The sequence below is a fragment of the Streptomyces sp. NBC_00104 genome (assembly GCF_045160825.1).
Classification (GTDB): Bacteria; Actinomycetota; Actinomycetes; order Streptomycetales; family Streptomycetaceae; genus Streptomyces.
The window spans coordinates 5,458,591-5,477,490 of the sequence record NZ_CP108215.1; the positions used below are offsets into that span (position 1 = coordinate 5,458,591).

Annotated in this window: 14 protein-coding genes and 4 tRNA genes; 9 read left to right on the forward strand and 9 right to left on the reverse strand. The window is 70.0% G+C overall.

Annotated features, from left to right (window positions below; translation table 11 throughout):
- Window positions 1-5: 5 nt before the first annotated feature.
- Together OG272_RS24025 and OG272_RS24030 are read right to left on the reverse strand one after the other, a co-directional pair.
- A complete protein-coding gene (locus OG272_RS24025) occupies window positions 6-539 on the reverse strand; it encodes a hypothetical protein (RefSeq protein WP_405894800.1) in 534 nt (177 codons plus the stop codon).
- Window positions 540-718: 179 nt separating this feature from the next.
- Complete coding sequence (locus OG272_RS24030; RefSeq protein WP_059249887.1) at window positions 719-1,069, reverse strand: metallopeptidase family protein; 351 nt, start codon at window positions 1,067-1,069, stop codon at window positions 719-721.
- A 159-nt stretch (window positions 1,070-1,228) separates the two neighbouring features.
- Here OG272_RS24030 and OG272_RS24035 point away from each other — a divergent pair, with 159 nt between their 5' ends.
- The 7 genes from OG272_RS24035 (at window position 1,229) to OG272_RS24065 (ending at window position 8,148) form a co-directional block, all read left to right on the forward strand.
- A complete protein-coding gene (locus OG272_RS24035; RefSeq protein ID WP_405894802.1) occupies window positions 1,229-2,869 on the forward strand; it encodes a metallophosphoesterase in 1,641 nt (546 codons plus the stop codon).
- An 81-nt stretch (window positions 2,870-2,950) separates the two neighbouring features.
- Window positions 2,951-3,023: transfer RNA gene (locus tag OG272_RS24040), tRNA-Glu, on the forward strand.
- Window positions 3,024-3,060: 37 nt separating this feature from the next.
- A tRNA-Asp gene (locus OG272_RS24045) sits at window positions 3,061-3,135 on the forward strand.
- A 24-nt stretch (window positions 3,136-3,159) separates the two neighbouring features.
- Window positions 3,160-3,233: transfer RNA gene (locus OG272_RS24050), tRNA-Phe, on the forward strand.
- A gap of 278 nt (window positions 3,234-3,511) precedes the next feature.
- A complete protein-coding gene (gene hrpA / locus OG272_RS24055) occupies window positions 3,512-7,489 on the forward strand; it encodes an ATP-dependent RNA helicase HrpA (protein WP_326581159.1) in 3,978 nt (1,325 codons plus the stop codon).
- A gap of 100 nt (window positions 7,490-7,589) precedes the next feature.
- Window positions 7,590-7,664: transfer RNA gene (locus OG272_RS24060), tRNA-Asp, on the forward strand.
- Between the two features lie 292 nt (window positions 7,665-7,956).
- Complete coding sequence (locus OG272_RS24065; protein ID WP_326581157.1) at window positions 7,957-8,148, forward strand: DUF6274 family protein; 192 nt, start codon at window positions 7,957-7,959, stop codon at window positions 8,146-8,148.
- 513 nt (window positions 8,149-8,661) lie between these two features.
- Here the strand turns inward: OG272_RS24065 and bldC are convergent.
- Window positions 8,662-8,868 carry a developmental transcriptional regulator BldC gene (bldC, locus tag OG272_RS24070; RefSeq protein WP_003949541.1) on the reverse strand — a complete coding sequence of 69 codons (207 nt, stop codon included), beginning with the start codon at window positions 8,866-8,868 and terminating at the stop codon, window positions 8,662-8,664.
- 632 nt (window positions 8,869-9,500) lie between these two features.
- On the reverse strand, window positions 9,501-10,343 hold the full coding sequence (locus OG272_RS24075; RefSeq protein ID WP_405894805.1) for a hypothetical protein: 843 nt from the start codon (window positions 10,341-10,343) through the stop codon (window positions 9,501-9,503).
- 223 nt (window positions 10,344-10,566) lie between these two features.
- On the opposite strand from OG272_RS24075, the gene OG272_RS24080 reads away from it, so the two are divergent.
- Both OG272_RS24080 and OG272_RS24085 read left to right on the forward strand, forming a co-directional pair.
- Window positions 10,567-11,661, forward strand: a complete 1,095-nt coding sequence (locus OG272_RS24080; protein ID WP_327728894.1) for a Glu/Leu/Phe/Val dehydrogenase dimerization domain-containing protein — start codon at window positions 10,567-10,569, stop codon at window positions 11,659-11,661.
- A 312-nt stretch (window positions 11,662-11,973) separates the two neighbouring features.
- A complete protein-coding gene (locus OG272_RS24085; RefSeq protein WP_326581150.1) occupies window positions 11,974-12,228 on the forward strand; it encodes a DUF3073 domain-containing protein in 255 nt (84 codons plus the stop codon).
- Window positions 12,229-12,428: 200 nt separating this feature from the next.
- Here OG272_RS24085 and purM read toward each other — a convergent pair whose 3' ends face one another.
- The 5 genes from purM to OG272_RS24110 all read right to left on the reverse strand — a co-directional run bounded on the left by purM (window position 12,429) and on the right by OG272_RS24110 (window position 18,859).
- Complete coding sequence (gene purM, locus OG272_RS24090) at window positions 12,429-13,499, reverse strand: phosphoribosylformylglycinamidine cyclo-ligase (RefSeq protein ID WP_327728893.1); 1,071 nt, start codon at window positions 13,497-13,499, stop codon at window positions 12,429-12,431.
- Between the two features lie 45 nt (window positions 13,500-13,544).
- Complete coding sequence (gene purF, locus OG272_RS24095) at window positions 13,545-15,071, reverse strand: amidophosphoribosyltransferase (protein WP_405894808.1); 1,527 nt, start codon at window positions 15,069-15,071, stop codon at window positions 13,545-13,547.
- Window positions 15,072-15,155: 84 nt separating this feature from the next.
- Window positions 15,156-15,971, reverse strand: a complete 816-nt coding sequence (locus OG272_RS24100) for an META domain-containing protein (protein ID WP_405896068.1) — start codon at window positions 15,969-15,971, stop codon at window positions 15,156-15,158.
- 69 nt (window positions 15,972-16,040) lie between these two features.
- Entirely contained in the window at window positions 16,041-16,838 is a 798-nt protein-coding gene (locus OG272_RS24105; protein ID WP_405894809.1) for a sterol carrier family protein, read from the reverse strand.
- A gap of 95 nt (window positions 16,839-16,933) precedes the next feature.
- Window positions 16,934-18,859 (reverse strand): galactose oxidase-like domain-containing protein, encoded by a 1,926-nt coding sequence (locus tag OG272_RS24110; protein ID WP_327728891.1) that lies wholly within the window; start codon window positions 18,857-18,859, stop codon window positions 16,934-16,936.
- Window positions 18,860-18,900: the final 41 nt, after the last annotated feature.

Here is an 18,900-nt window from a genome sequence, read left to right on the forward strand (position 1 = left end):
AAGCCCTACGCCGCATCCCCCGCCTCAGGCGCCGGCTCCCGTTCCACCAGCTGCGCCCCCTGCTCGTGCGCGGACGACGACGGCTCGGCCGAAGGTTCGGGCGACGGCGACTCCACCGGCTTCGTCGGCTCCGGCTCGGGCTCGGGCTCCACCACCGTCGGCGGAGGAGTCGGCTCCCCCTGCGTGGGCTCGGGCTCCTCCGGCCACTCCCCCTTCCCCTCGTCCTCGCCCCCCTTGGGAGGCATCGCCTTCCCGGACGGCTCGGCGGCCCCGGGGGCCGACGCGGAGGCGGACGCGGACCGGGAGGCGGAAGGGTCGGGTGAGGCGGAGCCGCGGCGCTTCCCCTGCCCGGCCTGGTACCCCGTACCGCCTCCGCCCGTCACCGCGGAGCCCCCGTCCGGCTTCTCCCCGCCCCGCTGCCCCGCGGACGGCGACGGCCCGGGTTTCCGCCCGTCGTCCCCCACGCTCATACAGCCGGCGGCTGCCGCGACGGCCATGACCGTGGCGGCCAGACGGGCGGATACGTTCAAGGCGCGCACGGCGGCCACCTCCGAGGGGGGCGGGAAGAGGAGTCCCCCTGCCCAACTCCCGCCGCCCGCAAGAAGACACGCGCCGCCCGAAGCCCCCTACGAGTGCCGCATTTCACAGCCCCCGGCCGAAGCGGTGCCCCCGAAGGAGCGCGGGGAACGGCCCGACCGTCCCCCACCCCACCCGGCGGTCATCCGTACCCCAGCGCATGCAGCCGCGCGTCGTCGATCCCGAAGTGATGCGCGATCTCGTGCACCACGGTCACCTCGGTCTCCGCGACCACGTCCTCCCGCGTCTCGCACATCCGCAGCGTCGGCCCCCGGTAGATCGTGATCCGGTCCGGCAGCACCCCCGCGTACCACTCCCCGCGATCCGTGAGCGGAGTCCCCTCGTACAACCCGAGCAGCTCGGGGTCGTCGGCGGGCGGCTCGTCCTCGACGAACACCGCCACGTTGTCCATCAGCCGCGTCAGTTCCGGCGGAATCCGGTCCAACGCCTCGGCGACCAGTTCCTCGAACTCCTCGCGCGTCATCTCCAGCACACGGCCATTGTCATGCACGACACGCGACTACGAGAGCTCCGAGCAGCACGAAAGCCACACACGGCACAACGGGCGGGCACACGAAGCACGACGCCCCGGCCCCCGACCCCCACAACCCGCCACCGCATATCCGCCCCCACCCCTGGGCATACGGGACCAATGGCCCGCGTCCCCGCCGCCCCAGCCACCGCCGCCAACGCCTCCGACACCGCCCCGCGTACGGCCCTGCGCCGCATCCGCCGGGCCCTGCCGCGGGCCCCCCGCGCCCTGGCCCGGCACTATCGCTCCCGCCGCACCCCCCCGACCGTCGAGCTGGTCCACCACCCCCACCCCTGGGGGCGCGCGTTCGGTCTGGTCGCGGTCGTCCTGTTCGGCGCCTGGCTGGGCCTGCTGATCGTGGGGAACGTACGCACCCCCGTCGGCCCCATGAACACGACGATGACCCTGCGCCCCTCCCTCACCGGCGGCACGAAGATCAACGTCTCCCCGCTGGGCGCCCTGGAGCTGCAGAGCCACCACGCCCCCGTACGCCTGGACGTGAACGTCGACCAGCTCGACCCGGAGCGCGCCCAGGCCCTGGTCGACCACCCCGAACGGATCTCCGGACTGCAGGAGGAGATCGCCTCCGACGTGCAGCACGGCACCATCGACCTGGCCGTACGGTCGGGCGTCGCCGTCGTCGTAGGGGCCACCACGCTCGGCCTCGCCGTGTACCGCCGCCCCCGCCGCGCCCTGGCCGCCGGCGGCCTCGCCTTCGTGCTCCTGGCCGGCTCCGGAGGGACGGCCGCCGCCACCTGGAACCCGAACTCCGTCCTGGAGCCGAAGTTCTCGGGTCTGCTCTCCTCCGCACCCTCCATCGTCGGCAACGCGCGCAGCATCGTCACCGAATTCGACGTCTACCAGCAGGAGTTGGCCCGCCTGGTGACGAACGTGACCAAACTGTACGACGTCACGTCCACCCTCCCCGCGTACCAGCCGGACCCGACCACCATCCGTGTCCTGCACGTCTCGGACATTCACCTGAACCCCGCGAGCTGGAAGATCATCGCCTCGCTGGTGGAGCAGTACGAGATCAACGTCATCGTCGACTCCGGCGACACCATGGACCACGGCAGCGCCGCCGAGAACGGCTTCCTCGACCCGATCGCCGACCTCGGGGCCCCGTACGTCTGGGTGCGCGGCAACCACGACTCGCGCGCGACGCAGCGCTATCTGGAGGGCATGGACAACGCGCACGTCCTCGACGAGGGGAGGGCGGTGACCGTGGGCGGGCTGCGCTTCGCGGGGATGGGCGACCCGCAGTTCACCCCGGACCGCTCGACCGACAAGTCGGGCCTGCCCTCGGAGGAGGTGGCCGGGCGGCGGCTGGCGGACGCCCTGCGCGCCCAGAAGGCGGCGGGCACCCCCGTGGACATCGCGATCGCCCACAACCCGGACGCCGCCCGGGAGACGGACGGCGACGTCCCGCTCGTCCTCGCCGGGCATCTGCACCACCCGGAGATGGAGGTCCTCGACGAGGGCACCCGCCTGCGCATCGAGGGCTCGACGGGCGGCAGCGGTCTGCGCGCCGTGGAGGGCAAGCACCCCGACCCGATCGAGGCCTCGGTCCTGTACCTCGACCGCGACACCCGCCGCCTCCAGGCCTGGGACGAGATCAAGCTCGGCGGCCTGGGCCTGACGACGGCCGAGGTCAGCCGCCACCTGCCGAAGGAGAACCAGCCGGGGGCCGAACCCGGGGACGAGCAGTCCCCGTCGCCCTCGGGAAGCACGTCAACCGGGGCCTCCCCGAGTGGCCCGTAAACCGTTTTGGCGATACCTCCCGCCACCCCGTATGCTTCTCACGTCCCCGACGCGCTGACGAAGCGCCCAGGCGGGCCGATAGCCCTCATCGTCTAGCGGCCTAGGACGCCGCCCTTTCAAGGCGGTAGCACGGGTTCGAATCCCGTTGGGGGCACGCAACACACTGTGCGAGACTAGTCCCGCACAAGCTTGGTCCTGTGGAGCAGTTTGGAGTGCTCGCCACCCTGTCAAGGTGGAGGCCGCGGGTTCAAATCCCGTCAGGACCGCTGGTGTTTCACGTGAAACATCGCGGCTGGGTAGCTCAGTTGGTACGAGCGATCGCCTGAAAAGCGATAGGTCGCCGGTTCGACCCCGGCCCCAGCCACACCGTACGAAAACCCCCTCCGGATGCCCGGAGGGGGTTTTCGTCGCTCACGGAGCCTTGACGGAAGCCTTGAGGGGCTTCTTGGAGCCCATCACCAGGAGACCTGTGACGGTCGGCGAAAGCCCGACAGCGAACACTTCGTCGACAGCGGCACAGACGACACAAAGGACACAGAGGACTACGTCGACGTGCGGTAACGCGCATCACAGGCATCGGGCGAGGGGCGGACGCAAAAGCGTTCGCCCCTCGTTTCCCTGAGGTGAGATCCTGGGTCGCGTATGTCCACTCACCCCGCCCCCGCCTTCGGCGCCCTCGCCCCCCGTCTGGCCGAGCTGTCCCTGCGCGACGCGCACCGGCTCGGGCGCAGGCTCGAAGGCGCGCGCAAGATCCGTAAGCCCGAGGCCCGGGCCGCCGTGCTCGCCGAGATCGAGGCGGAGGTCGCCAAGGGCGAGTCCCGCATGGCCGAGCGCGCCGCGCGCGTGCCGGCCGTCTCGTACCCCGAACAACTGCCCGTCAGCCAGCGGAAGGACGACATCGCGGCCGCCATCCGCGACCACCAGGTCGTCATCGTCGCGGGCGAGACCGGCTCCGGCAAGACGACCCAGATCCCCAAGATCTGTATGGAGCTGGGGCGCGGCGTACGCGGCATGATCGGGCATACGCAGCCCCGTCGTATCGCCGCCCGTACGGTCGCCGAGCGCGTGGCGGAGGAGCTGCGGACGCCTCTGGGCGAGGCCGTCGGCTGGAAGGTGCGGTTCACCGACCAGGTGAATCCCGACGCGACCTTCGTCAAGCTGATGACGGACGGCATCCTGCTCGCCGAGATCCAGACGGACCGCGAGCTGCGCGCCTACGACACGATCATCATCGACGAGGCCCACGAGCGGTCCCTCAACATCGACTTCCTGCTGGGCTATCTCGCCCAGCTGCTGCCCAAGCGCCCCGACCTCAAGGTCGTCATCACCTCCGCGACCATCGACCCCGAGCGCTTCTCCCGCCACTTCGGCGACGCGCCGATCGTCGAGGTCAGCGGCCGTACGTATCCGGTGGAGGTGCGCTACCGCCCCCTCCTGGAGGAGGACGGCGACGACGCCGACCGGGACCAGATCACCGCGATCTGCGACGCCGTCGAGGAGCTTCAGGGCGAGGGCAAGGGCGACATCCTCGTCTTTCTGTCCGGTGAGCGCGAGATCCGCGACACGGCGGACGCCCTCATCAAGAAGCAGTACCGCTTCACGGAAGTACTCCCCCTCTACGCCCGGCTCTCGCACGCCGAGCAGCACCGCGTCTTCCAGCCGCACACCGGCCGCAGGATCGTTCTGGCCACGAACGTCGCCGAGACGTCCCTCACGGTCCCCGGCATCAAGTACGTCATCGACCCGGGCTTCGCCCGCATCAGCCGCTACAGCCACCGCACCAAGGTCCAGCGGCTCCCGATCGAGGCGATCTCCCAGGCCAGCGCCAACCAGCGCAAGGGCCGTTGCGGCCGTACGTCCGACGGTGTCTGCATCCGCCTGTACAGCGAGGACGACTTCGAGGCCCGCCCGGAGTTCACGGACGCCGAGATCCTCCGTACGAACCTCGCGAGCGTCATCCTCCAGATGACCGCGGCCGGCCTTGGCGACATCGAGAAGTTCCCCTTCATCGACCCGCCGGACCACCGCAACATCCGCGACGGCGTCCAGCTGCTCCAGGAGCTCGGCGCGCTCGACCCGACGCAGAAGGACGCGCGCAACCGCCTGACCCCGATGGGCCGCAAGCTCTCCCAGCTGCCCGTCGACCCGCGCCTGGCCCGCATGGTCGTCGAGGCCGACAAGAACGGCTGCGCCCGCGAGGTCATGGTGATCGCCGCCGCGCTCTCCATCCAGGACCCGCGCGAGCGCCCCGCCGACAAGCAGGCCCAGGCGGACCAGCAGCACGCCCGCTTCAAGGACGAGACCAGCGACTTCCTCGCCTTCCTCAACCTCTGGCGGTACGTCCGCGAGCAGCAGAAGGAACGCGGCTCGTCGTCCTTCCGCAGGATGTGCAAGCAGGAGTACCTGAACTTCCTGCGGATCCGCGAATGGCAGGACATCTACAGCCAACTGCGCACCGTCGCCAAACAGATGGACATCCATCTCAACGAGGACGACGCCCCCGAGCAGCACGTCCATGTCTCCCTCCTCGCCGGCCTGCTCTCCCACATCGGCATGAAGGATGTGAAGGACGCCGGAGGGGAGGCCGGGAGAAGCACGGGGAAGAACGAGTACCTGGGCGCCCGCAACGCCAAGTTCGCGATCTTCCCCGGCTCGGCCCTCTTCAAGAAGCCCCCGCGCTTCGTGATGTCGGCGGAGCTGGTGGAGACCAGCCGCCTCTGGGCGCGCGTCAACGCGAAGATCGAACCGGAGTGGGTCGAGCCGCTCGCCGAGCACCTCCTCAAGCGGACGTACAGCGAGCCGCACTGGGAGAAGGACCAGGCGGCCGTGATGGCGTACGAGAAGGTCACGCTGTACGGCGTGCCGATCGTCGCCCAGCGGAAGATCAACTACGGCCGGATCGACGCGGAGGCCAGCCGCGAGCTGTTCATCCGCAACGCGCTCGTCGAGGGCGACTGGCGTACGCACCACAAGTTCTTCGCCGACAACCGCAAGCTCCTCAGCGAGGTCGAGGAGCTGGAGCACCGGGCCCGGCGCCGGGACATCGTGGTCGACGACGACACGCTCTTCGACTTCTACGACCAGCGGGTCCCCGAGCATGTCGTCTCCGGCGCCCACTTCGACTCCTGGTGGAAGCACAAGCGCCACGACCAGCCCGACTTCCTGGACTTCGAGCGGGAGATGCTCATCCGGGAGTCGGCGGAGGCGGTCACGAAGGCCGACTACCCGGACTCCTGGCGCCAGGGGCAGCTCAAGTTCCGCGTCACGTACCAGTTCGAGCCGGGTGCCGACGCGGACGGTGTGACGGTCCACATCCCCCTGCACGTCCTCAACCAGGTCACCGACGAGGGCTTCGACTGGCAGATCCCGGGCCTGCGGCAGGAGGTGGTGACGGAACTGATCCGCTCCCTCCCGAAGCCGATCCGCAGGAACTACGTGCCCGCGCCGAACTTCGCGCAGCGCTTCCTGGACCAGGCGGTCCCCCTCCAGGAGCCGCTGCCGGTGACGATGGCCCGCGAGCTCAAGCGCATGGTGGGCGTGCCGGTGACGCCCGAGGACTTCGACTGGTCCCGGGTCCCCGACCACCTGAAGATCACCTTCCGGATCGTCGACGAACGGCGCCGGAAGCTGGCCGAGGACAAGGACCTGGAGTCGCTGCGGCTGCGGTTGAAGCCGAAGGCGCGCCAGGCCCTCTCCCAGGCGGCAGCGGCGACCGCCGAGCGCCAGGGCGGCGAGTCCCTGGAGCGCACGGGTCTGACGGACTGGACGATCGGTTCGCTCACCCGTGTCTTCGAGACCCGCCGGGCCGGGCAGCCGGTGAAGGCCTATCCGGCGCTCGTCGACGACGGACCGACGGCGAACACCGTCTCCGTGCGCCTCTTCGACACGGAGGCGGAGCAGGCGGAGGCGATGTGGAAGGGCACCCGCCGGCTGATCGTGCGCAACATCCCGGTCAACCCCGCGAAGTTCGCTTCCGAAAAGCTGACCAACGCGCAGAAGCTGGCGCTGTCCGCGAACCCGCACGGTTCGATCCAGGCCCTGTTCGACGACTGCGCGATGGCGGCCGCCGACAAGCTGATCGCCGACTTCGGCGGACCGGCGTGGGACGAGTCGTCGTACCGCAAGCTGTACGACAAGGTGCGCGCCGAGATCGTCGACACCACGGTCCGTACGGTCGGCCAGGTCCAGCAGGTGCTGGCCGCCTGGCAGGCCTGTGAGCGCCGCCTGAAGTCCACCCGCAGCCCGGCCCTCCTCGCCAACCTCGCCGACGTACGGGGGCAGCTGGACGCCCTCGTGAAGCCCGGGTTCGTCACGGAGGCGGGGCTGCGCCGGCTGCCGGACCTGATGCGCTATCTGGTGGCGGCCGACCGCCGCCTCCAGCAGATGCCGACCGGCGTCCAGCGGGACACCTCCCGCATGGAGAAGGTCCACGAGATGCGTGACGAGTACGCCTGGCTGCTCGAACAGCTCCCCCAGGGCCGGCCCGTCCCGTCCTCCGTCCTGGAGATCCGCTGGATGATCGAGGAGCTGCGCGTCAGCTACTTCGCCCACGCGCTGGGCACGGCCTACCCCGTCTCCGACAAGCGGATCGTGAAGGCGATCGACGCCGCGGTTCCGTAACGGGCCGTGCACTCCGGGTGAGTTCGACCGACGGGCTCCGGCTCCTGTACAGTCTCTTCTCGCAGGCCAGCGCGGCAACAAGGCGCGGACTGCGAAACCTGGTCCTGTGGAGCAGTTTGGAGTGCTCGCCACCCTGTCAAGGTGGAGGCCGCGGGTTCAAATCCCGTCAGGACCGCACGATCGTGAGAGGCCCGTATCCGATGAGGATGCGGGCCTCTTGTCGTTGGGGCAGCGGGATTCCCCTCCCCCAGCGCCGACCCCGCCGCCAACCCTGCCGCCGGGCCGCCGCCGCCCAAGAGCGCGGGACTCTGGGGTTGTTGGGCGCGTACGGGGCGCGTGGGGCTGGTCGCGCGGTTCCCGCGCCCCCTGGAGGGGCCCGCGGCCCTCCACGGGCGCGCCGGGGGTTGACGGCGTCACATTCCGCCGGTACCTCAGATTCAGGGCCCAGACACCCCCGGAGGTGGCGCATGGCGGCGTCCGCTCGGCACGAGACCCGCGCGTTGCTCCGTGCCCATCTGTCGGCCGCCTCCTCGTACCGCCACCTCACCCCTCACTGCCCCATCTGCCACCGCCTGCTGCGGCTGGTGACGGACCCCGCGACGGGCGACGAGGACGGCATGGAGGGCCCCACGGAGGACGAGACCCCTTCCAAGGCGTGAGACGCGTCCGGCAGGGAACACACTCGGCGAGGGCGCGGCGCGCTCAACTCCCGCCTCCCCTATCGCACATACCGGTCGGTCAACAAGGATCCCGGCGTGTGACGGGTGTCACCGTATGAGTTTTCAGAACGCCGGTTCTTACAGGTCCCCTACAACTAGTCAATTTAATATGTGCAATTGCACCACTCCCCCGGGGGCCTGCACAGGAGATCCGACACCCCTCCCCAGAGTCCGACAAGCCCGAGCACAACCGGCCGCTTCCGGACCTGAAGCGCCCCGTTCCGCGCACAAAAAAGATCGCGCTGGACCCGGCGGAGTCCAGCGCGATCTACGACACACCCTTGTTGCTTGCCTGACGATGTCCAGGGGGCCTGGGGCCTCCCGGAAAGCTGTGTGTGGCTCGGGCGTGGGATCCGTTGGGGCGGAACCCGCGTCGCTTGAAGCTGCTTGAGCGGTGCTTTCGAGCTTCCGGCCGATTGGGGGACCAGCCGAAATGCCCTGTTATGCGAGTGGTCAGGCCTCGCTGCGCTGCTGCGGAATACCCGCGAGCAGTGCGCGGACCTCAGCCTCGCGGTAACGGCGGTGTCCGCCGAGCGTACGGATGGACGTGAGCTTGCCGGCCTTCGCCCACCGCGTGACCGTCTTGGGGTCGACGCGGAACATGGTGGCGACCTCAGCCGGGGTCAGCAGCGGCTCGGCATCAGGGGTGCGAGCGGTCATGAGCGGCCTCCTCGGGAGAACCGAACCTTCTCGGTTCTTTCCTCTAAATTCTGCACCTTGACCCGCGTTGCCCGAAATGGCGGACGCGAGTCGAGTCGGTTATAGGACGAACGGCTTGTCCTCGGCACTACAACTACACCATCCGTCCAGCCGCGTCGGCCAAACCGATGGAATTGCCCTCCCAGGTGTTCATCAGCGACGGATGCCGATGGACCATGCCATAGCGGACAGTCACGCCACTGTGACGATCAGTCACAGTGGCGCGCAGGAGTCACGAGACCCCCCAATAGCGTGCAATGCTGAGATTCCACCCATACGTGGGCAGAAGGAGCCTCCCCCGGGCTCCTTGTCCTATTTTGACACGAGGAGGTGCGTAAGAGGCAAGGCCCGCGTAAGTGCAATCCGTCACGCTTGGCGCCTGCTTGACACAAAAGCCCGGATCGGCGGCCTACGTCCCGTGATGACGTCCCTGTGGAACTTCGGTGCGTCAGGCCTGGGCCAAGAGTGGACAGTTCACCATGCTTCAGCTTGCGTGGAAAGCCTTTTCTCGCTGGCCCCACAAGTCACAAGTACGGCTGCGAGGTTGAGATGGTTCAACCGGTTCGGACCGTTTCTGCTCGCGAAGGACCGGTTCAGTTCGCCGAGCGCCGGTCCCGTACCGCCCGCCAGCGCTCGACCAGCCGCCCGTACGCCTCTCCGGCCGTGAGGCCGTCGCCACCGCGAAGGGCCTCGATGCCCTCGGCGACGTCGGCGGCGGAGTGGTCGCCGTCCAGCTCGGCGGCGGGCAGGACGTGCACGAGGCCGCCGTAGTCCAGCTCGACGAGCGAGCGCGGGTGGAACTCCTCCAGCCAGCGGCCCACGTCGACCAGACCGTCGATGAGCGGTCCCTCGTCGAGGGTGTCCCGCAGGGTCCGCAGCCCGCGCGCCACGCGCCGCCGGGCCTCCACCATCGGAGTGCGATAGCGAAGCACGGGCGAGGTCTCGCCCGAACCCTTCTCGTAGGTCCGCTCCTCGTCCGAGACGAGGACGAACCAGTTCAGCGGCACGTGCCAGGTCGCGGTGCGGATCCACGGCCGGGCGTCCGGGTTGCCGGCCATCCAGCGCTCGTAGTCCTGGCTCGCCTGGTGGCGCACCAGTGGCGGCAGCACCGCGTCCAGGACGGGGGTGGGCAGCTCCTCGGCCAGGTCGCCGAGCGCCTGCCAGCCGCGAAGCCGGGTCCGCCAGGGGCAGACGCAGACCACCCCGTCGACGTCCAGCACGAAGGCGTCGCCGCTCTCGTGCACCGGCACCGGGACGGGCGGGGTGGGCAGCAGGTCGGCCAGCGAGCGGCGCAGCTCGTCCTGGTACGAGGGCCGGTCGGTGCGCCGGGCGTAGCGGGCCCAGTGGCCGCGCTCGGGCTCGGGGAAGGCCGCCAGCGGCTCGTACACGCGGAGGTAGGACGCGTACGGGACGATCACCGAGGACACCTTGGGCACGCCTGCTCCCTCCCCCGGCTGCCACCGGGGAAACCTGCCGAACCCGCACACCGGCGGGCCGGAAAACTGTGCGGATCCCACCACGGCCGTACTCCGGAAGTGGGGTGATCCTGAGGCTGCGCCGCTGTACGGCGGACGCAGGCTCTAATCTCATCCCCACAGGCCCCGCCACCCGTACGGGAGCCTGTCACCCACCGCCGCTTCTTACCCAGGAGTCACCACAGTGACCGACGTATCTGACGGCGTCCTGCACACCCTGTTCCACTCGGACCAGGGCGGCCACGAGCAAGTCGTGCTCTGCCAGGACCGGGCCAGCGGCCTCAAGGCCGTCATCGCCATCCACTCCACCGCGCTGGGCCCCGCTCTCGGCGGCACGCGCTTCTACCCGTACGCGACCGAGGCGGAGGCCGTCGCCGACGCGCTGAACCTCGCGCGCGGGATGTCGTACAAGAACGCCATGGCCGGGCTCGACCACGGCGGCGGCAAGGCCGTGATCATCGGCGATCCCGACCGGATCAAGAGCGAGGAGCTGCTGCTCGCCTACGGACGGTTCGTGGCCTCGCTGGGCGGCCGGTACGTCACCGCGTGCGACGTCGGCACGTACGTCGCCGACATGGACGTCGTGGCCCGCGAGTGCCGCTGGACGACGGGCCGGTCGCCCGAGAACGGCGGCGCCGGCGACTCGTCCGTCCTGACCGCCTTCGGCGTCTACCAGGGCATGCGGGCCTCCGCCCAGCACCTGTGGGGCGATCCGACGCTGCGCGGCCGCAGGGTCGGGATCGCGGGCGTCGGCAAGGTCGGCCACCACCTCGTGACGCATCTGCGGGCCGAGGGCGCCGAGATCGTGATCACGGACGTGCGTGAGGAGGCCGTACGGCGGATTCTCGACCGGCATCCGGAAGGGGTCACCGCCGTCGCCCACACCGACGCGCTCATCCGGACCGAGGGGCTCGACATCTACGCCCCCTGCGCGCTCGGCGGGGCCCTCAACGACGACTCCGTGCCCGTCCTGACCGCCGAGGTGGTGTGCGGCGCGGCCAACAACCAGCTCGCGCACCCCGGTGTCGAGAAGGACCTCGCCGACCGCGGGATCCTCTACGCGCCGGACTACGTGGTGAACGCCGGAGGGGTCGTCCAGGTCGCCGACGAGCTCCACGGATTCGACTTCGAGCGGTGCAAGGCGAAGGCCGCGCAGATCTACGACACCACCCTGGCGATCTTCGCACGTGCGAAGACGGATGGTATTCCGCCGGCCGCCGCGGCCGACCGGATCGCCGAGCAGCGGATGCACGAGGCGGCCGCGGCGCGCGGCCGCTGAGCCCGAGCGGCCGGGTCGCGCCGCCTTCGCGCGGCGGCGGCCGGTACCCGTCGGCGGCTTTAGAGAGAACTCTCACTTCCGTCGGCGGGTCGCTCGCCGAGAAAGGGTTAAAATCGCGGTTGACCAGCGAGGAAAGGGCTCCTCGCAGGTTCTGGGCTCGGGCACGTCCTGCGGGCGACGTACCGTATGGGCGTGGGCTCAGGTACCGTGGAAGCCCTACGGACCGGTCTCTCCACGGAGAGCCCGTTCCAGATCATGAACGCGTGTCAAGACTCTGGGGCCACCGAGCCCCGTATCCGAGGGGGTCGAGCCATGGGGCGCGGCCGGGCAAAGGCCAAGCAGACGAAGGTCGCCCGCCAGCTGAAGTACAGCAGCGGCGGGACTGATCTGTCGCGTCTGGCCAATGAGCTGGGCGCTTCGACTTCGAGCCAGCCGCCGAATGGCGAGCCGTTCGAGGATGACGAAGACGACGACGACCCGTACTCCCAGTACGCGGATCTCTACAACGACGACGACGAGGACGAGGACGACCAGTCCGGTCCGGCGTCACATCGTCGCGGAGCTTGACGCCGTTTCGCTGCGCTTGCCCGGTCCGAGGGGGTTTCCACCACCGGACCGGGTTTTGCGCGGTTGCGCTCCGCTTGGGGCAGGGGCGCCTCGTGGGTTAGGTGCCCCTGTGGTTTGGGCGGCCGCGGATTCGTCGTGGTCGCTCGCGCAGTTCCTCGCGCCCCTTTTGGGCCTTCGGCCCATCAGGGGCGCGTTGCTGTTCAGCTTCGCGCGTAGTCGCCCACCAGTTCCGCGCCTGTCGTGTGGTCGCCGCGGTCGGTGATCTCGCCTGCCACCCAGGCGTCCACCCCGCGGTCCGCCAGGGCCGTGAGGGCCACGTCCGCCGACTCCTGGGGGACGATGGCGATCATGCCCACGCCCATGTTCAGGGTCTTCTCCAGCTCCAGGCGTTCCACCTGGCCCGTCCTGCCGACGAGGTCGAAGATCGGGGCCGGGGTCCAGGTGGAGCGGTCGACCGTGGCGTGGAGGGTGTCGGGGATGACACGGGCCAGGTTGGCGGCGAGGCCGCCGCCGGTGACGTGGCTGAAGGCGTGGACCTCGGTGGTGCGGGTGAGGGCCAGGCAGTCCAGCGAGTAGATCTTGGTGGGTTCCAGGAGTTCCGCGCCGAGGGGGCGGCCGAGTTCGGCGATCTCGGCGTCCAGGGAGAGGCCCGCCTGGTTGAGGAGGACGTGGCGGACGAGCGAGTACCCGTTCGAGTGAAGGCCGGAGGCCGCCATGGCGATCACCGCGTCACCCGTACGGATACGGTCCGGGCCGAGCAGCCGCTCCGCCTCGACCACGCCCGTGCCGGCGCCGGCGACGTCGAAGTCGTCCGGGCCGAGGAGGCCGGGGTGCTCGGCGGTCTCACCGCCGACGAGGGCGCAGCCGGCGAGGACACAGCCCTCGGCGATGCCCTTGACGATGGCCGCCACCCGCTCGGGGTGGACCTTGCCGACGCAGATGTAGTCGGTCATGAACAGCGGTTCGGCGCCGCAGACCACGATGTCGTCCATCACCATCGCGACCAGGTCGTGGCCGATGGTGTCGTACACGCCGAGCTGCCGGGCGATGTCGACCTTCGTACCGACGCCGTCCGTGGCGGAGGCGAGCAGCGGGCGCTCGTAGCCCTTGAGGGCGGAGGCGTCGAAGAGGCCGGCGAAACCGCCGAGGCCGCCGAGGACCTCGGGGCGCTGCGTCTTCTTCACCCACTCCTTCATGAGCTCTACGGCGCGGTCGCCCGCCTCGATGTCGACGCCCGCGGCTGCGTAGCTGGCACCAGTTGTCTCAGACATGGCTAGTGAGAACCTTCGTGTCGTACGGCAGGTGTTACGGACCGTCTACGGACGACGGATCGCGTCGGCCGCGGCCGTGGCGGCGGGACCGGCCGCCAGCTCGGTCTCCAGCAGCTGCTTGCCGAGCAGTTCGGGGTCCGGCAGTTCCATCGGGTACTCGCCGTCGAAGCAGGCACGGCAGAGGTTCGGCTTGGCGATGGTGGTCGCCGCGATCATGCCGTCGAGGGAGATGTACGCCAGGGAGTCGGCGCCCAGGGAGGTGCCGATCTCGTCGATCGTCATGCCGTTGGCGATGAGCTCGGCGCGGGTGGCGAAGTCGATGCCGAAGAAGCAGGGCCACTTCACCGGAGGTGAGGAGATCCGGATGTGGACTTCCGCCGCGCCGGCCTCGCGGAGCATCCGGACCAGCGCGCGCTGGGTGTTGCCGCGGACGATCGAGTCGTCGACGACCACCAGGCGCTTGCCCTTGATGACTTCCTTCAGCGGGTTCAGCTTCAGCCGGATGCCGAGCTGCCGGATCGTCTGGGAGGGCTGGATGAACGTACGTCCGACGTACGCGTTCTTCACCAGACCCGCACCGAACGGGATGCCCGAGGCCTCCGCGTAGCCGATGGCGGCCGGCGTGCCGGACTCCGGGGTCGCTATGACCAGGTCGGCGTCGACGGGGGCTTCCTTGGCGAGCTTGCGGCCCATCTCCACACGGGAGAGGTACACGTTCCGGCCGGCGATGTCGGTGTCCGGGCGGGCCAGGTACACGTACTCGAAGACACAGCCCTTGGGCTTCGCGTCCGCGAATCGGGAGCTGCGCAGACCGTTCTCGTCGATGGCGATGAACTCGCCCGGCTCGATCTCCCGGACGTAGGCGGCGCCACAGATGTCGAGGGCGGCGGACTCGGAGGCGACGACCCAGCCGCGCTCCAGGCGGCCGAGGACCAGCGGGCGGATGCCCTGCGGGTCACGGGCCGCGTAGAGGGTGTGCTCGTCCATGAAGACGAGGGAGAAGGCACCGCGCACCTTCGGGAGGACCGTGTGGGCGGCCTCCTCGATGGTCAGCGGCTTGCCCTCGGGGTCGACCTGGGCCGCGAGGAGCGCGGTGAGCAGGTCGGTGTCGTTGGTGGCCGCGACGCGGGGCGTACGGCCCTCCTGCCTGGGCAGGTCGGCGACCATCTCGGCGAGCTGGGCCGTGTTGACCAGGTTGCCGTTGTGGCCGAGTGCGATGGAGCCGTGCGCGGTGGCACGGAAGGTCGGCTGGGCGTTCTCCCACACGGAGGCGCCGGTGGTCGAGTAGCGGGCGTGACCGACCGCGATGTGACCTTGGAGGGAACCGAGCGAGGTCTCGTCGAAGACCTGGGAAACGAGGCCCATGTCCTTGAAGACGAGGATCTGGGAGCCGTTGCTGACCGCGATACCCGCGGATTCCTGGCCCCGATGCTGGAGGGCGTAGAGCCCGAAGTAAGTGAGCTTCGCGACCTCTTCGCCCGGCGCCCAGACACCGAAGACGCCGCAAGCGTCCTGGGGGCCTTTCTCGCCGGGGAGAAGGTCGTGGTTGAGTCGTCCGTCACCACGTGGCACGCCACCGAGTGTAGGCGAGATCGTGCACCGGTCCGAATCCGGTGATCTCGCCCGCCCCGGTACCCGACTGCGGGCCGTCTCCGGTCACTTGTCGGCGACGGCACCGATGCCCGCGTTGTTTTCGCTGGTCAGCGTGATGCTGCGGTGATCGATTCGATACTCCACCGTGCCCTTGAAGAGCTCCAGAAGGCTGCGCTCGGCGGCCATGAGTGAGTCGGAGCACATCTTGCGGGTGGTCCGCGGGTTGCCGAGGGTGATTCGGTCCTCGCTCACCGTGGCCTTCGCCGACACCTCGTTGCAGCCGAGGCTTCCGTTCAGGGTTCCGGCCTTCTTGTCGAGGGTGAACCAGGCCTTGCCCTGGGCGGCCTCGGGGAGCGAGGTGGCGACGTCGTGGTCCATGAGGGAGTCGATCCGCCACTTCGTGCCGTAGAGCTCCGCGGGCTTCTCCTCGCTCATCTTGACGGTGTCGCCGTCGCCCGTGGTGAGGGTGAGCCCGCCGTCGGTGGTCTCGGCCGTGAACTTCTCCGCGTCGAGCGTGCGGGCGAAGGCCTCCTCGAACTTCATCGGGACGTCGCCGCAGGCCATCTCCGTGGACCGGGCGGTCTCGAAGTCGATGCCGTCGTCCTTGAAGGCGGCGGTCGAGCCGAAGGTGTTGCAGCCGTAGTTGCCGTCGACCTCGCCGTTGTCGGCGATCTTCAGATAGGCGCCGTCGGGGGCCTGCTCGGTCTTCCCGCCGACGGTGAGGCTGTCGACCTTCCAGCGGACGCCGGTGACCGCCGCCTTCGTGGCGGTCGAGCCGACGTTGCCGCTGCCGGAGTCGCCGGCCGACTCGGTTCCGCAGGCCGCGAGCAGCGGGAGCGGGAGCAGGGCCAGGGCGGTGAGGGTCAGTCGCTTGTCCATGGCGGTGGGACGGGTGAGGTGGGTGGGTGGTTCCACCGGGATGACTCCACCGGGATGGTGCGGCCCGGATCAGCTCATGAGGGGCAGCAGCCTGCTCAGATCGGCGCGCTCGCCGCTCGCGCTGACCTTCGCCCCGTCCAGGGCGGCGGCCCACTCCAGGCGGCCGGTGGCGAGACGGATCCAGGTCAGCGGGTCCGTCTCGACGACGTTCGGCGGGGTACCCCGGGTGTGCCTCGGCCCCTCCACGCACTGCACGACGGCGTACGGCGGGATCCGCACCTCCGTCGAGCCGCCGGGCGCCCGCGCGGCGAGGGTGTCGGCGAGCAGCCGGACACAGGTGGCGAGGGCGTGCCGGTCGTACGGGATGTCGAGGCCGGGGACGGCGGCGTTCAGGTCGTCGGTGTGGACGACGAGTTCGATGGTGCGCGTGAGCAGGTAGTCGTCGAGCATCATGCCGCCGGCGCGGGTGTCGATGACCCGGTCCTGCGGGGCGGCCGCGAGCCCCTCGGTGATCCGCTGCTCCACCCCCGCGTAGAGGGCGACGAGGTCGGGGTCGGCCTCGGCCAGGCCGCGGCTGCCCTCGGCGATGGCACCGGCGTACGTGGCGGTCGCGGAGGCGTGGTCGAACGGGTTCAGCCCGGCCTTCGGGGGCTCGGGCCGTTCCAGGGCACGGCTGACGCTCTCCACGGCCATGGTGAGGTGCGCGGCCAGGTCCCGCGCGGTCCACGCCCCGAGCCGCGTCGGCAGCGCGAGCTGCTCGGCGGTGAGGGTGCCCACGGCCTCCCGTACGTTCCCGAACTGGGCCAGCACGGCCTTGCGGGTCTTGGCGGGGTCGTAGGTGCGGGGGCGTTTCCTGGCCGGGGGCATGGTGGGAAGCGTAATTGGAGCTGCGCCCGACGGAGGGCACGTCGCTGCGGCCCGCTGTCCGAGACGGCGGGCCGCAGCGACGTGCCGGTGTGGCGTCAGGGGGTCTGGCCGCCCGAGGTGGGCTTGAGCTGGACCCAGCCCGCGTTGCTCGGGGCGCCCTCCTCGTTCAGCAGGAAGATCATGTAGTAGCCGGGTGGGGCGGCGGCGGCCGAGGGCGGTGCCTGGAGCTCGACGAAGTTGCCGGAGCGGCTCTTGATCCGCAGGTCCAGGTGGCGCTGGCTGGTGTTGACCGAGTGGGTCGCGGTGGTCGGGGCGAGCAGCACTGCCCGGGTCACGTCGGCGGCGGTGGTGCTGCTGACGGTGATCCGCTCGTTGTAGCCGACCGAGGGGTTGAAGACCATGCCGAGGTTGGGGCGGCCGCCCTGGTGCAGGTAGGGCGGCTCGTAGATCTCGATGCTGCCGTTCATGTCGTCGTCGATGTTCGGGTCGTTGGCGAGCTGCTGCAGTTCGTCACCGGTCACCATCACCCGGCCGTCGGGGAGGACCACCGCGTTGGAGTGGTAGCCGCGCGGCAGCCGCTGGGCCGGGCCGAGCTTCCAGTTGCCGTTCGCGTCCCGGAGTTCGGTCTGGCGGTACTTCAGGTCGGCGTTCGGGTTGTACGGCCCGTTGCCGTAGTCGCGGATGTCGAAGGCGCCGTTCACGGTGAGCAGGTTGGCGTCCGGGAGCAGCAGGGTGTTGTCCTGGGTGCGGCCGAAGGCGCGCGGCTTCTCCTTGCTCCACTGGCCGCCGACCAGCTGGTAGGTGTTCGGGTCGTCACGGTCGCCGCCGAGGACCAGCACCGAGTCCGGGCCGCGGAAGCCGGCCGGGAGCGGGACGGCCGAACCGTAGTTACGGCCGATGCCTTGCGGGGGGACCATGGCACCCGGCGGGTGCGGGATGTCCGGGCGGGCCGGAAGGTCGCTTCTGGTCTCGGTGTTGATGTCGAACGTCCACTGCTGGTCGGGGTTGCGGCCGAGCCCGTAGATCTTGCCGTCGCGCAACGAGAACAGGTGCGGGTAGTCGCGCTTGAACGGCGCGTCCGCCCGGAACCCGCCGACGGACCAGCCTTCCGGCTTGTCGGTCCTGGCCACCGGCACCGGCCTGTCGAGCGCGGGGAAGCGCTCGACGATCGAGGTCGGCGTGCCCCAGCCCAGCTCGGACTGGCCGGACATGATGAGCTGTCGGCCGTCCATCCCGGTCACCACGCTCGGGTACCAACGGCCGACCGCCATGTCCTTGTTCTGGTACCAGACCTCCTGCCAGGGGTCGAAGACCAGCGAGAGCTTGGCCCCGGTGCCGCCGTTGCCGCCCAGGTTGCCGCCGAAGACACCGAGCATGCCGTTCGGCAGGAAGGAGTGCCCGGCGCAGAAGAACGGCGCGGGACGCGGCTGGTTGAGCCCGTCCGGCACGTTGACCGTCGGCGGGGTGACCTTGGTGAAGGCGTCCGATCCGGTGCCCTTGGCCGGGTCCCAGAGGTAGGCCCGCCCCGCGTTCTCCTTGCCGATGGTGTCGGTCGGCGCGGGTTCCTTCTGCGGGTTCTTCTCGACCCGCTCGAACGAGAACAGCAGCACCTTGCCGGTGGGCAGCTGGGCGACGTGCGCGGCGAAGTCGGGGGACGGGAAGTACTCCCGGAACCGCCCGGACTCACTCGGGTCGAAGCCCGTGTTGGCGGCGGCCTGGGACTCACCCAGCGCCTTGAGGCGCGCGGTGCGGGTGGTCTGCGGGTAGTCGCCGAGCGCCGCCAGCGCCCTCCTGGTGTGGGCGTGCTCCTCGGCGTGCTCCTCGCCGAGGGCCGCGGCCTCGTCCGGATCGGCCTTCACCGGCGCCCTGGCGGAGGTGCCGGCGGTCCGGTCGTGGTCGTGGTCGGTGCCATGGGCAATGGCCGGTCCGGTCACTCCGACGGTCAGTGCGGAGGTGGTGCAGACCGCCAGTGCGGCCGCGAGCAGCCACCGGGGGACGGTCGAGGGATTACCGCGGGACATGGAACTCCTAGCGAAGCTGGGATCGATGGCATGGGCCGGCC